Source organism: Caballeronia terrestris (genome assembly GCF_001544515.1).
Lineage (GTDB): Bacteria > Pseudomonadota > Gammaproteobacteria > Burkholderiales > Burkholderiaceae > Caballeronia > Caballeronia terrestris.
In genome coordinates this window covers 35899-50208 of record NZ_FCOL02000041.1, presented here as the reverse complement: position 1 = coordinate 50208, position 14310 = coordinate 35899, and the positions used below count along the sequence as shown (strand labels likewise).

Annotated in this window: 10 protein-coding genes and 3 pseudogenes; 6 read left to right on the top strand and 7 right to left on the bottom strand. The window is 59.0% G+C overall.

Annotated features, from left to right (window positions below; translation table 11 throughout):
* From AWB67_RS25430 to AWB67_RS25420, 3 genes and pseudogenes are all read left to right on the top strand, one after another.
* Window positions 1–656 (top strand): annotated as a pseudogene (locus AWB67_RS25430) (SMC family ATPase); the annotation flags it as partial.
* Between the two features lie 307 nt (window positions 657–963).
* A complete protein-coding gene (locus AWB67_RS25425; RefSeq protein WP_087658975.1) occupies window positions 964–1350 on the top strand; it encodes a hypothetical protein in 387 nt (128 codons plus the stop codon).
* A gap of 400 nt (window positions 1351–1750) precedes the next feature.
* Window positions 1751–2053 carry a transposase gene (locus AWB67_RS25420; protein WP_087658982.1) on the top strand — a complete coding sequence of 101 codons (303 nt, stop codon included), beginning with the start codon at window positions 1751–1753 and terminating at the stop codon, window positions 2051–2053.
* Between the two features lie 233 nt (window positions 2054–2286).
* On the opposite strand, the gene AWB67_RS25415 is transcribed toward AWB67_RS25420, so the two are convergent.
* The 3 genes and pseudogenes from AWB67_RS25415 to ligD form a co-directional block, all read right to left on the bottom strand.
* Complete coding sequence (locus tag AWB67_RS25415) at window positions 2287–2598, bottom strand: DUF4148 domain-containing protein (RefSeq protein ID WP_087658974.1); 312 nt, start codon at window positions 2596–2598, stop codon at window positions 2287–2289.
* Between the two features lie 15 nt (window positions 2599–2613).
* Window positions 2614–2822: pseudogene (locus AWB67_RS41995) on the bottom strand (hypothetical protein).
* 845 nt (window positions 2823–3667) lie between these two features.
* Window positions 3668–6178, bottom strand: coding sequence for a DNA ligase D (ligD, locus tag AWB67_RS25405; RefSeq protein WP_087658973.1), 2511 nt, complete (start codon window positions 6176–6178; stop codon window positions 3668–3670).
* 440 nt (window positions 6179–6618) lie between these two features.
* Between ligD and AWB67_RS25400 the strand changes: the two genes are divergently transcribed.
* Window positions 6619–7104: a DUF2934 domain-containing protein gene (locus tag AWB67_RS25400; RefSeq protein WP_159964931.1), complete on the top strand. Its 486-nt coding sequence runs from the start codon at window positions 6619–6621 to the stop codon at window positions 7102–7104.
* Between the two features lie 99 nt (window positions 7105–7203).
* On the opposite strand, the pseudogene AWB67_RS43410 reads toward AWB67_RS25400, so the two are convergent.
* Window positions 7204–8681, bottom strand: a pseudogene (locus AWB67_RS43410) (helix-hairpin-helix domain-containing protein); the annotation flags it as partial.
* Between the two features lie 119 nt (window positions 8682–8800).
* Between AWB67_RS43410 and AWB67_RS25390 the strand changes: the two are divergent.
* On the top strand, window positions 8801–9928 hold the full coding sequence (locus AWB67_RS25390) for a J domain-containing protein (protein WP_087658971.1): 1128 nt from the start codon (window positions 8801–8803) through the stop codon (window positions 9926–9928).
* Window positions 9929–10177: 249 nt separating this feature from the next.
* On the opposite strand, the gene AWB67_RS25385 is transcribed toward AWB67_RS25390, so the two are convergent.
* Together AWB67_RS25385 and AWB67_RS25375 are read right to left on the bottom strand one after the other, a co-directional pair.
* Complete coding sequence (locus AWB67_RS25385) at window positions 10178–11137, bottom strand: SOS response-associated peptidase family protein (protein ID WP_087658970.1); 960 nt, start codon at window positions 11135–11137, stop codon at window positions 10178–10180.
* A 414-nt stretch (window positions 11138–11551) separates the two neighbouring features.
* A complete protein-coding gene (locus tag AWB67_RS25375) occupies window positions 11552–11773 on the bottom strand; it encodes a hypothetical protein (protein WP_087658968.1) in 222 nt (73 codons plus the stop codon).
* A 363-nt stretch (window positions 11774–12136) separates the two neighbouring features.
* Here AWB67_RS25375 and AWB67_RS25370 point away from each other — a divergent pair, with 363 nt between their 5' ends.
* Window positions 12137–12601, top strand: coding sequence for a Fis family transcriptional regulator (locus tag AWB67_RS25370; protein WP_125477666.1), 465 nt, complete (start codon window positions 12137–12139; stop codon window positions 12599–12601).
* A 23-nt stretch (window positions 12602–12624) separates the two neighbouring features.
* Here the strand turns inward: AWB67_RS25370 and AWB67_RS25365 are convergent, their stop codons facing one another.
* Window positions 12625–14103, bottom strand: a complete 1479-nt coding sequence (locus tag AWB67_RS25365; RefSeq protein WP_087658966.1) for a UvrD-helicase domain-containing protein — start codon at window positions 14101–14103, stop codon at window positions 12625–12627.
* Between the last annotated feature and the right edge of the window lie 207 nt (window positions 14104–14310).

Here is a 14310-nt window from a genome sequence, read left to right as displayed (position 1 = left end):
AGGCCGCTTGCCCGCTAGCAAATTCACGGTGCTGGGCTACGCTCATACGTAGGCCGTGTGCTCAATTTAGCGCTTACGAAGCATTGGCGATGGAGTTAGAGAAGTTCTCAGCCACGCAGTCGCGTGCCGATCGCCTCTCTGACGAGATCGCTCAATGGAAGCTGCTGGCTAAGGGCTTGGGCAACGACGGCGTGATCGCGTTGACCATCGATGACGCGGGTCCGGCGCTCACGCACACCGTCAACGAGCTACTGCTCGCTTGTTATGGCATGCGCTTCACCGTTGAGATCCGCACGCAGCGCACGCTGGCAAGCGGTGAGCTGCGTGAGGGCCTCGAGATCCTCGTTCACGACGCGGAGTCCGACAGCAGCAAGTCAGTCTCCGTCATGTCTGGCGGTCAGAAGGTCTGGATCAACGAGTGCCTGACGCGTGGCATTGCGCTCTATCTCGCGCAGAACACCGGTCAGCCGTATCAGACCTTGTTCAGCGACGAGTCAGACGGACCTCTTGATCCCGAGCGCAAAGTGCAGTTCATGCGCATGAAGCGCGAGGTACTGCGCCAAGGCGGGTATCAGCGGGAGTTCTTCATTTCTCAGACGCCCGACCTTGTTGCAGAGGCCGACGCAGTCATCGACGTACAGGCGCTTGCCGCCTGATTTCTTCTCAACCCTTGTGGGGGAGTTGCCCCACAAGGGGCGCTTCCCGTGTTCCTTCTTTCTCGCGCCCTTCGGCGCTATCCCCCTATGGCACACCTCTTGATGCTGCTGCTCGCGGCAGCCGGCAGTCCGTCCCATTCGAACGCGGTGCCTCACCAGCCGCCAGCGCAGCACGCCGCACCGGCTACTGCTCAATCGCAGCCGCCGCGCCCGCCGTACCTGCGTCGCGCGTCTGAGTTCGATACTGGCCGTTTGCGTCGGATCTGACAGCGCCTCTTTTTGTTTCACTTTTTCACTGGAGCCTTACATGGCCTATTCCTGCACCGATTTCGTCGACGACGTACTCAATAACATGGTGGTCCGAAGCTGGATCAAGCCCGTGCAGTACGGGCCTGATGACCCGCAAGCTCAGTGTGATGCGGTGTTGGGCGCGATTAGCGACGCGGACGTGTCGCTGCGCCTCACCGCTGACGCGAAGCAGTTCTATGCGGAACTGCTGGATGCCGTCGAAACGCTGACCGGCATCGCCGAAGAGCACGGCGCGCTCGCCCTCGCGAATGTCGTCTATCTACAGACGGCCATCTTGAAGGGCGGTGTGATCGAACTCACGCGCGATGAAGCGGACAACCTTGCTTTCGTCAAAGACCTGCCTTCGGGCTGTCGCTGGTGGCAGAGCGTCAAGCTGATCGAGTGATCGGCACGAATCGCCTGCAACTTCCTTTCTTAACCCTTGCGGGCAAGCAACCCGCAAGGGTCGCTCCGCATTTATTGGTGGAGTATTTTTTATGTTCGAAGCAGCCAGTCTCGGCGCATCGCCAGAGCAGTTCGCCAATGTGGAGGCGGCTATCTGTTACATCGCCGGCACGGCGACGCACGCCGGTGAAGTCCGCCCCTGATTTGGAATGTCGATACGAAAGTGTTCTTGGTCATCGGCGGCAGAGTTCGACCCCAAAACGGAGTGTGGCATTGACTCCGCCGGGGCTTGAACAATACGCCAGTGGCCAGAACTCGCTACGCGCAAGAGGACGACGGGCGGTGAGCAAACTGTCTATTTCGAGGGAGCCTCGCAGTTCGAGGTGCATGCGCGTGCCTATTTGTCACTCAAGATCTACCTGATTGTCGACGGACATTCGGTCCATCGATCCGTCACCGTGAAGAAATTTGTCGCCGACAATGCGACGCGCCTGCGCTTGATCCGTTTGCCTGGCTACTGCCCTGATCTGAACCCGGCCGAACTGCTCAACCAGGACGTCAAGACCAATGCACTGGGCAAGAGCCGGCCGACCGGCAAGGCGGAAATGATCGACGCGGGTCGTCGTCATTTGCATCGCCGCCAGAAGGAGCCTCACATGATTCGCAATCCGTTCAAAGAAAAACATGTTCGCTACGCCGCCTAAAAACCAGAGCAGTATTTGATGCACCCGTCAGCAATCGAAAGCTCTTGGCGTACACGGTTCAACTTGACCTATTCGCCGGCAACCAATCCGGATGGAACGCGTAACGCGCGTTGCTGCGCGCGCAGGTGCCATGGACCCTCGCTGGAGAGCCTGGGATTATGTGGGCCTTGCTGATAGCGATCGACAGTTGGCGCGCGTCCGTCGTGGGGACCGATTGGACGTCGGTCACCGGTTCACTGCGTTTGTGTTGGCGCGCATTCGATCCGGTACCAGTAGTCAACAAGGCGCTGCGCAGCCTGCAGGTCCTCGGGATAGTATGGGTCGTCCCAGAATGGGGATGGGTCGTATCCCGCTTTTCGCAACGCGGCTAACTCTGACTGATGCTCGGCCATCGTCGGGGTCGCATTTGTCTTCAATGCAGTCAGGTCGTGGCACTCGCGGTCCGTGAGGTATCTGCCCGGCGGCGGCATCTCGCCGACGGCGCAACCGGCGAGCAAAGATGCCGACGCAAAGGCGATCAGCCAGTGTTTGCGTGTTGTGCCCATGATGGCCGTCCTCTGTTAGTCGCCGCTGCCGAGTTCGCCGTGCTTGTGCGAATGTGTGGCCGCATGGACCAGCTCATAGTGAGCGCCTTGCCGCTTCTGGTCGGCGGAAAATGCTCGCCCTCGACGGACGTCACCTCGAAGCCAGTTCGGTCACCGCCTTCCCTCACGACCTTGTAGATGCCCGATGTTTGAACCTTATCGCCGGGCTTGTGTTGATCTGCCATTTCTGCCTCCATGCCGTTGTTTCAGTAGGCGTGTAGCAAAGTCCATTCCGCCGTTACGTGCCTTCTGCAGATTGCGGGACGCGCTGAAGTGGCGAATCGCTTCGCCGCGTCGCCAAGCGCTTTCATGGATGCGCGCGGCGTTAGTTGTGCATCCACAAAATCCGGCGCATGCAATGAGGATATCGAAGTTCAACGATGCGTCGGTATAGTCGGGGACACGCGCAAACGCCTCCCGACATGCAGCTTCGGGCGCGTCAATGTCCTCGTCCTCCAATGACCAAGCTCGGTATAAGAGGTTGGTCGCCACTTCTCGGGCTCTATTGGCCAGGGGCGCCTGCAGCGAAGCGATGTTTGACGCGGCAGGTTCCCGTCGAAGTCCAAAAGCAGTTGACCGGTTTCTGCATCGCACCTTCGGCTTGTCTCGTCCCTCACGGTGACGCGGTTGCCGACGGCCGCGATGCGCATGCCGGTGAGCGACCCTTCGTGGCCCCAACTCTTGTACAGGTGATCGGGGGCGGGGACAACCTTCACGGGCGAGACGCCTGCGCGTCTGCGCAGTCCGCAGCATGACGACGGCGTGGAACGTGAAGCGCCAGTCGCGCCGCTCGCCGCTTGGCGAGTCGAAGCCGGCCGCAACCAGCCTTTCTACCTCCAACGGGCATGCGCGCACGTGCCGCTGTCTTTCATGGCGAGATCGCGTCGCGAAAGCCGTCGGTTGATTGTGGAGCGGACTCGCCTTTGGCATCTTTTCAACGGGGCAGAAACCTGTGGGTTTGTTTGAAAAGGACCGGGCGAAATCTCACTGCGGTGGCCGATGACATAGCCCACTTGCCGAGCCTCGAGTCTCAAGGAAGACGCTCGATCGCCGACGACAAAGATTGTCCAGTCGACCAGAAATCCGCCCAAGGATCCCGCGACTGAAAACTCAGATACTCGCGCGCCGTCTGGACATTCCACTGAGCACCGCTCTTCAGGTCGGTAAGCTGCTCCCACGCGAGCGGCATCGATACGCCCATTCCCGGCCGGGCGCGGGCCGAAAATGCCGCTGCAGTGGTCTGCCCCTTCCCGTTGCGCAGATAGTCGACGTAGACTTTTCCCAAACGATTTGCGGGCCCAGATATCGCGGAGAAGCGCTCGGGAATGGTCTTCGCAAGGTGTCGAACGAATGCCTGCGAGAATGACTTTACCGTCAGATAATTCAAATCTGGAGTGAGCGGTACGACCACATGCAGACCCTTTCCGCCGCTTGTCTTGAGCCACGCCTTAAGGTCCAGTTCTGAAAGCAGCGTGCGAACGAGCAGCGCCGCCTCCTGGACGTGGTTCCATTTCACGCCCTCGCCGGGATCAAGGTCAAAAACAACCCGGTCGGGTTTGTCGAGCTGACGGACGATTGAATTCCACGTATGAAATTCGATCGTGTTCATTTGTGCGGCGGACAGCAATGCGTCTGCCGTATCGACCGTCAACAGCGGCGGATGATTCGGCCAGAGGTCGCGATTGTGCGGAGTCAGGCCCGGCATAGCCGTGCGTTCGGCATGCTTTTGGAAGAACAGGTTGCCCGCCACACCATCGGGCGCGCGAACCAGGGCCACAGGCCGGTGCCTGAGGTGCGGCAACATCCACTCGGCTACGCTCGCGTAGTAGCGAACCAGATCGGCCTTCGTAATCGTCGCCGACGCATCAATGACTCTTTCCGGGTGAGTGATTTTAAGCTGCGCCGAAGGCTCGGGCAGTTGCGTCTTGCCTGCCTCTCGGACGACGCTGCGTGCGGGCTTATCAAGGCGCAAACCTTTAAACGACGACTGTCGTATCACACCGTCGCCTGTCCATTCGGCGAACTCGACTTCGGCAACCATGGTTGGATTGAGCCACCGTTCGCTGCCTGCAGCACGTCTGGACCATTGTCGTACCTTTGTGACCTGGACGTCGAAGGGCTCCGCGTCAACCTCCAGTCCAATCAGGCGACTCCACAGGTCTCGAGCGGTCTTTGAGTCCCATCCGGTGCCGACCCTTCCCGCGTTATGAAGCTTGTCGCCCACGTAGTACCCAAGCAACAAGCTGCCGACCTCTCCGGATTTGCCGCCGCGGCCGGTCATGCCGCAGATCACCAGTTCCTGCCGCAGTCGGGCCTTTGCCTTCAACCACGAATCCGTGCGTCCCGACTCGTACGGCGCATCGCGCCGCTTGAGTACAAGACCTTCCAGCCCTAAGCCGGCCGCAGCCGCGAAGACCTGCGCGGGAGGCGCGTCAAAGTCCTGACTGAACAGAAGCTGCTCTCCTGCGTTTTCGAGAACCGTAGCGAGTCGAGTTCTCCGCGCCCAAACCGGCACTCTCCTGAAATCTTCGCCGTCGAGGTACATCAGATCGAACAGGAAGAACACGATGTCTTGGTTGTTTCGCTCATCAATTGCAGTCTGAAGTGCCGAGAAGCTTGGAATGCCGTCTTTGAGCACGACGATCTCGCCGTCGAGCCACGCACTCACGACCGGGAGCCTTTTGATCGCGGCGGTCAGGGCTGGAAACTTCGCGGTCCAGTCGTGTCCGTTTCGCGTGAAGAACCTCACTCGGCCCTTGTCGATTCGAGCCAGCAAGCGATAGCCGTCCAACTTCGTCTCAGTGATCCAGTCGCCGCTCTTGGGAAGCGCACTTGCCAGTGTTGCAAGCTGCGGCTCGAGTTTCGCCGGTAGCGAGGCCCGCACTGCGGCGGATAGGTCGATCTTCGACTCGTTGGCGCGCGGGCGTTCCATTGTCTTCGGCTCGCGTTCTTCGAGCAGTCCCAGCGGATTGGCAACGACGCTGTCCGGAAGCGCCTTGATAACGTCGTATTCTTTAAGCGCGCGAGCCCACTCGTCTCGTTTCTTGAACAACATCCACTGGTCCTGCCTATCCTCCGGCTTGGAGATGCGCACCAACTCCCATAAGCCAGCAAGCTTCTCACCGTGCAGGCGAAAAACGAGCTTGCCCACCTCCATACCTTTGTCTGCATCCCCTACCGGCTCCCACGTTCCTTTGTCCCAAACAATGACCGTGCCGGCGCCATATTGCTTCGGCGGGATCGTGCCCTCAAAACCTGCGTAGGAGACCGGGTGATCCTCGACATGCACGGCCATTTGTTTTTTGCTCGGGTCGTAGCAAGGACCTTTCGGAACGGCCCACGAGAGCAGTACGCCGTTGAATTCGAGCCGAAAGTCATAGTGCAGCCGGCTCGCCCAGTGTTTTTGCACGACGAAAATGAGCTTGCGTGGGCTGACGGAAGTCGTGGTGGCAGACGCAGGCGGCTCGGGCGTGGTACTGAAGTCCCGCTTTTTCCGGTAGCGGGCGAGGGGAGGCGCGGATGTGTCGCGGGGCGAGGCCATAAGGGTAGTTAGTTAGTGCGACCGCGGATGATCGAGTATCGGCAGCAGGCAAGGCTAGTTTCGCACCACGCAGCGCAGTTGGTACGGACCTTAGTCTGCGTCTTTGTCCGCTTCGTCGCCTCGTGCGCCTGGACGCGCCCGGTGCCTCCCATGGACAGGGTTGCTTGTGGATACCTCCTCCGGCCCGGTTTTTTAGTGAAGACCTCCGACGCTCGGCTGTGGGCGTTCCATTCCTGAACCGCTGTAGCCATGGCTCAGGGCGAGATATGGTCGCGGGAGCAAAACGTATTCCATTCAGGTCGGTCGCGTGGTGGCTGCAATGCTCGAAGCAGGTGCGCGGGCCGACCATAAAGCATCCGTTTCGAGACAACACCGCCGCATTGAGGATTGGAAGATGACCTGCTATGTTTCCAGTCTCTTCAACTTTCGAGACGGCTCCAATGCATACTGCGCTATCTACAGACGAAATCCGTGTCCGTGCCTATCTGTTGTGGGAGGGCGATGGTTGCCAGACCGGACATGACGAGCATTATTGGCACGAGGCGATTATTCAACTTGAGCGTGAGCGTGTCTCCGTGCACGCAAATGCAGGTATCGACCGCGCTGTTGTGTCGGATCCCAGCATGCCGAAGACCTCGAAGAGAAGCGCCGCGAGAAAAGTCGGTGAAGCGACGTCTTCCAAAGTTCGCCCAGGATCAGACTCATCAACGAACGGCGAAGAGAACGTCAGGAAAAATCGCAAGATGACGGGAGAGCGTCAGAAGAAGGTCGATATAAAGGTCGACGAAAGGGCTAATACGAAAATCGAAGCAAAAGCGAAGGCGAGGAAAAATGCGGATGCGCCCGCAGCCGCTTCGAAACAGCCGAAGAAGTCGCGGCGTATCAAAGAAGAGACCGGCCAAGCGCACGCAAACAAAGCGCCGTAAAACTTCGCGACCAGACGGATGAGTTTGCACAAAGAGGCACGGCGCAAAGCGCGGCGACGGCTGGACCAGATCAATCGGCTCGAGCCGCTCGAGTAAGCTTCAGCAGAAACTGCGACTTTCGGTCGTCAGGCCGCCGAGCCGCTGGGCGACCAAATGTCGAACCTCGCCTTCGCATTGCCAGACGCTATACACCGCAAAAAGCGCTGCGCCCAACGCTTCCTTTCGCTCCTCCTCGAGCGGCGACGGCCGGACGATCACGCTGATACAACATGACGCCCCTGGCGGTGCTCGGTTGCTGCCTCACTGTGACAAGTCCGCAGCCGCGCCAATCTTTCGTTGGGGTTTGCGCAACGTCGAGGCTTGCATATGCCGGTGTGCCAGCAGGACGGGCGCAGCAGCGAACGCGGATGGTGGCCGAAAGTCAGTCCTGCTGCGTTGTACTCGCTGACGATGTCTTCGGCTTCGGAAGGCGCGTCAAGCGCTGGCGTCTCGTCATCGATCCGCTTGTCGGCCAGGATGTCCCAGTCGGGCGCTGCTACGACCGATTGCCAAAGCGCTTCACGGCGATTGACGGCGGGCGACTGCAGCGCGTTCGCGCTCGCGCTCGCGCTCGCCAATACTTGGAGGTCGCGCCCGTCGGGCTGCGCGCGGCGCGCCAGGTCACCCACGCTCGCGAAAGTCTTCGCGGCTCGCGCATGCTCGATGTAGCTCCGCTGCTACGTCCCGCATCCTTTTGAGTAACGACAGACCGCGGCGGACGACTACCTCGCACGATTGACGCGCACGAGTACGGAGTCAGAGCCGCTGACCGTAACGTCGATGGCACCACCTCGATACCGTGTCGCTTCGCATCCTGCACGAGTTGCGACGCCGAGTAGAAGCTCATCGGCTGCGATTTGAGCATCGCGGCGAGCAACGCAGCGGGTTCGTTCGTGGCATTTAAGCCAACTGCTGTCATAGACCAGTAGGATGGAGCTCGCTGCGTGACTTTTGGGAAAACCATATTCGCCGAAACCCATTGATCTTTTCGAAGCGCCTCGCCCGGTGTGAAGCCTGCCGCAAGGATAGCGACCTGCATCCCCTGCTCCTGAAAGATCGGCACGCCGAGGCTGCGGCCGAGAGCCGTCTCGAACGCGGCATTGGACACGTGACCGGCTCGATCTTTTGGCGTCGCCACAGATAAGGATGAACAGCGCCGCCCTGAATCGGACCACGACGCACGATGGCGACTTCGATGACGAGGTCGTAAAGGGTTCGGGGCTGCATGCGCGGCAACATGCTCAGTTGCGCCCGCGACCGGATCTGAAGAACACGGACCATGTCGGCCTGAGGATCATCTCGTACGTTTCAGGGTCCTCTGACCGGATGCCTTGCATCTCGAAGCGCTCGCCGCGCTGCTCCGAGACGACATCGAGTGTGCGGCGAATGGCCGACAGTATGCCAAGCGCGAGCACGTCTTATTTTCAGTAGCCCTAGCGCCTCGAGATCACCCTTGTCCTACTGGATCGCAGTGCAGTCCCCATCGCGGCATTCTCGAAGGGGACGAGCCGCGTGAGCTTACCTCGACTGATGACGAAGTCGCTGCGCGCGTAATAGCGTGACAGTGGGTGGGTTTGTCTGCAGCGGGGAGCAGGTCCGGGAACCTGGTTAAAATGTGCCTTGCGTCGCTTCACGCAGTAATGGAGAAAACCATCCCATGACCAGGACGACCCGCAGGTCCGTGAGCATCGCCCCGGCCCACAACAAGGCCAGTCTATCGAAAGGCCAGAAGGCGTTCAACACGCTCATCCGGCAAATTGAAAAGCGGCGTCACTATCTTGGTGCGTGGGAGGTGGTCGGGCCAGTCTTTCAGAAAAAATACACCGACGAGTTCCTTCCACTCGAAAAGATTTGCACGGATTTGCGGATAAAATTGGTTTATCGCCTTGAGCAGGCCTTCGACCAGAAAGGATTGACGAAATCCGATCGCCGCACGATCTCGGAGCTGATCACCGGCCTAGCGGGCGATCTGATCGAAGAGCAGGACGATGCGCAACTGAAAGCCATTTACAACCGGCATAGTCGATCGGACTTTGACAGCGAAACAGCCGCTGAACTCGAGGACATGAAATCGATGCTAGAGGCGATGCTAGGTGCGGAACTGGGCGACGATATCGACTTGAACTCACCGGATGATCTGTTGCAGCGGGCGCACGCGAAGATAGAAGAGCAACAGGCGCGGGAAGCTGCCGAAAATCAGGCGCGAGAGGAGCGCCGTGCCAACCGGAAAAAGTCGGCGAAGCAGCTCGCCGCCCAGGCGCGGCAAGAGGCGGAGCAGGCACAGCTAAGCCAGTCCATCCGCGAGGTCTATCGCAAAGTTGCCAGTGTCCTTCATCCGGATCGAGAACCGGATCCCCAGGAACGGCAGCGCAAGACCGCGCTGATGCAGCGGGCCAACCAAGCCTATGGCAACAACAATCTGTTGCAGCTACTCGAGTTGCAGCTCGAACTTGAGCACATCGATCAGAGCGCGATCAATAATATCAGCGAAGACCGGCTGAAGCAGTACAACGTGATCCTGAAGGAGCAGCTCGGCGAACTGGATCAGGAAATCCTGCATGTCGAAGCGCGATTCCGGCACGCCTACGGAATTCCACCGTTCATTGACGTCTCTCCTGAGACCGTCGTACGCAATCTCACAGGTGACATCGCAGGAATTCAGCAGAGCGTACGCGACCTGAAACAAGACCTGCTGGTGTTCGAAGAGATCGGAACACTCAAGAGTTGGCTGAAGAGTGTCAAACGTCAGCATGCAACGCTTCACTTCGACGAAATGCCGTTTTGAGTGACTTCGAGGTTCGTGCCCCGAAGATCTTGATTGTGCTGATTTCCGCTCAACACGAAGCGAGCGTCCAACTAAATTTCGACGAGACGCTTCACGAGCAACCGAACACTCTTGCCGCCACACATGGCGACGCACCCGCGCTTACACGGGGGGAAGCGCCCGTTGCCACATCTGGACGGTTGGAGACTTCGCTCTGCTGCTTATTCCAACGACCTCTTTGGTCGGTTGTGACGCTTCGGGAGCGCGCCGCTACGCGGCGAGCCGGTGCTCGTAGTACGGCCGATCCCTGTCTTCAAGAATTGCGTCCAGCGCTTCACGATTCGAAGCATCCGGGTGCAGCCACGCCTCGACGTTCTCCGGCTTGATCGGCACGATGCACCGGTCATGGCCCGCCGCTGCGACCTCGGCCGGAGGTTCGTCGGTTATCGCCGCAAACGACAACAAGTCCGGCAAACCTGGCGCGCTCCAACGAGACCACAGGCAGGCGACCAACATCAACTGGCCGTTGCTCGGACGAAACTCGAGCACGACGTTCTCGTCTTGCTCGTGCGACTCAAGTAAGGTTCCTTCCCACTTCGCCTTGCTGACGTTTTCGTAAAACACATCGACGAGCATCACGCCGTGTGTGCGTCCAAACAACGGCTTCCAGAAACCGTCGAGATTGTCGCGCCGTGCATTGTAGGTCCCCGGAAATTTGATATCGTAGTTTGCTGGCTTGCCCGCAATGCGACACTGGTAGCGCATCGGCCTGACGACGTACTGCCCATCCTCAACGACGAGAACAGGGGCATAGTGACCCGGAAAAATTCGCGAGTCACGCGCTTCGGGCATCGTTCGATTGATGTCTTCCAGGCGTCGTAGCGAGCTTTCGATCTTATCTATCGCAATGCGCTTGCTCTCAGTCGCAGCCTTTGTTGTTTTCGTTTGCAGGGTCCGCTCCGCATCGGCGAGTCGTGTGCGTTGCTTAAAGAGCTCCTGTTCGAGCCGGGTCGCCTGGTCAGCGTTATACCGGTCGATGAACTCTTTTATCTGTCGCTCGTTGTCCGTCTGCGGGTTGCGGAATGCATCATCCATCGCCTTCGGAATCTTTGCCTTGCTGCCTTCGGCTCGCTCCCAGTAAAGGCGCGCGAATTCGCGGATGTCCATTTGAGCGCCAAACATCTTCACATACTTGCGGTAGTCCGCTTCGATTTGAGCCGAATAACACATGAGTCGCTCCGGAGTCACTTTTTCTATTCGACTTATTACATACCAAAACCGACATTTCAGGGTGTAGACGGCGTTGCCCTTTAAGCAGCGGTGAAGGCGAGAAGGCAGCGCGTCGAGGTACTGGAAAGCCGCGGTTGGCGGGCCGACCTTATCAGGAGTCACAGAGTTGGCGGAGGCTAGTAGTAACCCTTACCCCGCGACTAGCATGTTATTCCCGCCCTCAGTGGCTCGCATGCTGTTGGCGTGGTACGCACTTGCGACCCATAACGGCCTGACCAAACTCGCAGACGCTGAGGACCCGTCTCGCGGGTTGGTCAACTTCGGCGCAGAACTGCGTTGTGACGACGCGGCTCTCCAGATGGCAGGAATCGACACGACGCAGCTGTCGCGATGCGCCGCGCAGTCGGTATAACGTTAGCTTCGCGCTTCAGTACCCTTCAACTCGTCATGTTTGTGAGAGTGCGTCGCCCCATATTTCAGCTCGAAGTGCGCGCCTTTCCCGCTACGCGTCGGCGGAAAATGCTCACCTTCCACACAGGTAACCTCGAACGTTCCTTTACCGTCTTCGTGCACCACCGAATAAATCCCTGAGACTTTAACGATCTCGCCCGGCTTGTATGAATTGTCGCCCGCCATCTTTTTCTCCTTCTCCGATGAAAGTGGAACAAGCTTCTTAGCAAGACGTGTTCCGAGGAACAGCGGAGCTCGTCTCAATCAATATTCGATCTCGGCGGATGGTGTCTGCTTGCACACCATCGCCTGTGCGTGGACATTGCGGCGTATTGATACGACCACTCTTGGACGATGCCATGCAGCTGCGCACGATCGCCGGCCTGAAAAAGGCTCCATCCCTCAAGAGATCGGTGCCCGACGTGCGGCGGTTGCGGCTCGGGCTGCAGAAGGGGCGTGATGCAATATGCATTCGGTGGTCGCGCCTTGGCACTAAGTAGCCCGGACCGGTCAAAATTCGGCCTTTGGTAAAATGTCGGATTGGTTTCAGTGGCTGAACATATGCCAACGTCGAAAAAGCGAAGATCGGCCAAGGTGCCGCCAAAAGCATTGAAAAGCCTTCTGCTACCCATGCCTCGGCGCGAATCGGATACGATGTCATTGCGATCACGGCTTGCATTCGAGGCCATGCGCAGTCAGCGGCCGACGGCAACTGACGTTTTGAACGTTGCACAAACGGTCTTGCTCACTAGTTTCATCACCGAGGCTGGGCACGGGCTGCTCGACCTCACCTTGATTCGGCAAGTCGAGGAAGAGGTCCTTGCGCTTCTCGACAGCGGAAAGACAACTGACGACTGGATCACGCCCGAAACACTCCTTGAACCGCTTGCGTCCGTCATCAACGAGCATGACCGACAATTGAGGGAAGTGCGCCTCGGCGTGGTCAAGGCGGCCTGCGAGCGACTTGACAGGATGGTCACTTCGGCACTCGCCCAGTCCAAAGAGGGGAGCTAGTCAAATCGGCGGGTCTGCGGTGTTCAATTGGGTTCGGCACGCCGGACGTTGAAAAGTTTGAGCAGTTCCTCACGAAGATCGGAAATGTCGAGCACGTGCTGGGCGCGAGTCAAAGCCACGTAGAGGAGGCGCAATTCATCCTCGTCCATTGTCAGGCGGCCATCAATCATCTTGAAGCGGAAGTCATTGACAACTCTCACCCGCTTCCATTCGAGCCCCTTTGCACGATGTACCGTCGAGACCACGTAATCGGCGTGGCCTTCGGGTGTTATACGCTGAGCCAGGGCGCGCAGATAATTGGTGCCACGACCGTCGACGATTTCGACAATCGGCCGCAGATCTTGGCCGAGCGCGCTGCGTGCGAACGACTGGGCTTCCTTCCAGTTCTCGAACAATGACAACGCAGTCGGACGAAACGCTCTGCGGCCGGCGAGCAACTGATCCGCCCCGTCGGCGAATGCGACGATCTCGTTTGCGTTCATGCGGATCGCAGGCCGATGGCCCATCTCAATACCGGCCGCGAACTGCCAGATCGCTGTTGCGTTCTTGCGGCAGAGCACCGCGTCGACAGGGGGCGCAAGAGAAGGGTCCTCGACCATGATCGAGCCGATACCGGACTGGCCCCGTATGGGCGTGGTTTCTCCAAGTAAGGCCAATACGCGGCTCGCGAGTGCAGCGAACGTTGCGCCGAAGCGAAACGATTCGGTGAGCGGCCGCTCCGGCGCGATGATCTGTGCCATCGCATTGACCGCGCCGCGCCACTCGTAAATTTGCTGGTAGGGGTCTCCAACGTAGATGATTTGCGCGTGTCGTTGCCGCGACAGAACGGAAAGCATGACGCCATCGCTGTCCTGCGCCTCGTCCAATAAGATGAAGTCCGCGTCGATGCGAGGATTGCTCCGTGCCCACACCTTCAAATAAACATCCGGCTGTATGGCGCTGCGCCCGCGCGGATCGATACTCTCGCTCCAAAGTCGTGTTACGTGGGGCGCAAGATGGGCACGCAGCCAGTCAGCAGCGTCCTCGCGCACTTTTTCATCCACCGGGACGTGAAAAGCCCGCGGGGATTCGTCGGGCGAGCGACAAAACCTACCCAGACCGTCTGAGATCATCCGGCCAATCTCAAACGGCGCAACCTCGACAGCCTTTCCGGTGATGGTAGGCACCTCGATTGCCCCAAGTCCGTAGCGAGCGGCAAGCTCGTGAGGAGGCTCCGACGGCAGGTTGATGCGCGCGGTGAGGCGAGACGGGGCGCCGGCGTAAGCAAGTGAGTGCACCGTGCGTGCAGCTACATTTGCCGGAAAACCTCGACGCGCAGACTCAGCGATCTCTTTGTTGAAAGCAAGGTAGCTCCCGCGCCGAGAGCCGAGTTGATGCGCAACCAGTCGAAGCGTGGACGTTTTGCCGGCGCCGGCATACGCCTTGACCTTCAGATCGTCGCCGCTACTTGCGGCGGTCACGACGGCTTCCTGCTCGGCCGTAGGTTTGAAGGTGGTGGCCACGATGAGCCCTTCCGAGAAAAGCGACAGTGTGCCGGAAGTTCAGCAAATGGGCGCTTTCCGAGGCGAGGGCCGCCCCCCGCGACCCATTCACGAACACGAGCGCAAACAATCCTGTACGTAAGTACGCTTAAAAAGCGACCCTATTGTCATGCTCATCGACATATTCGCGTTGTCGTCCATCTCGTGGCTTGTCTCGAGCATCGGTCC

Coding starts and splice junctions, on each gene's coding strand:
- AWB67_RS25385 (WP_087658970.1), bottom strand. CDS start 11,137: ATGTGTTATTCGGCTCAAATCGAAGCGGACTACCGCAAGTATGTGAAG.
- AWB67_RS25425 (WP_087658975.1), top strand. CDS start 964: ATGGCCTATTCCTGCACCGATTTCGTCGACGACGTACTCAATAACATG.
- AWB67_RS25375 (WP_087658968.1), bottom strand. CDS start 11,773: ATGGCGGGCGACAATTCATACAAGCCGGGCGAGATCGTTAAAGTCTCA.
- AWB67_RS25400 (WP_159964931.1), top strand. CDS start 6,619: ATGCATACTGCGCTATCTACAGACGAAATCCGTGTCCGTGCCTATCTG.
- ligD (WP_087658973.1), bottom strand. CDS start 6,178: ATGGCCTCGCCCCGCGACACATCCGCGCCTCCCCTCGCCCGCTACCGG.
- AWB67_RS25390 (WP_087658971.1), top strand. CDS start 8,801: ATGACCAGGACGACCCGCAGGTCCGTGAGCATCGCCCCGGCCCACAAC.
- AWB67_RS25415 (WP_087658974.1), bottom strand. CDS start 2,598: ATGGGCACAACACGCAAACACTGGCTGATCGCCTTTGCGTCGGCATCT.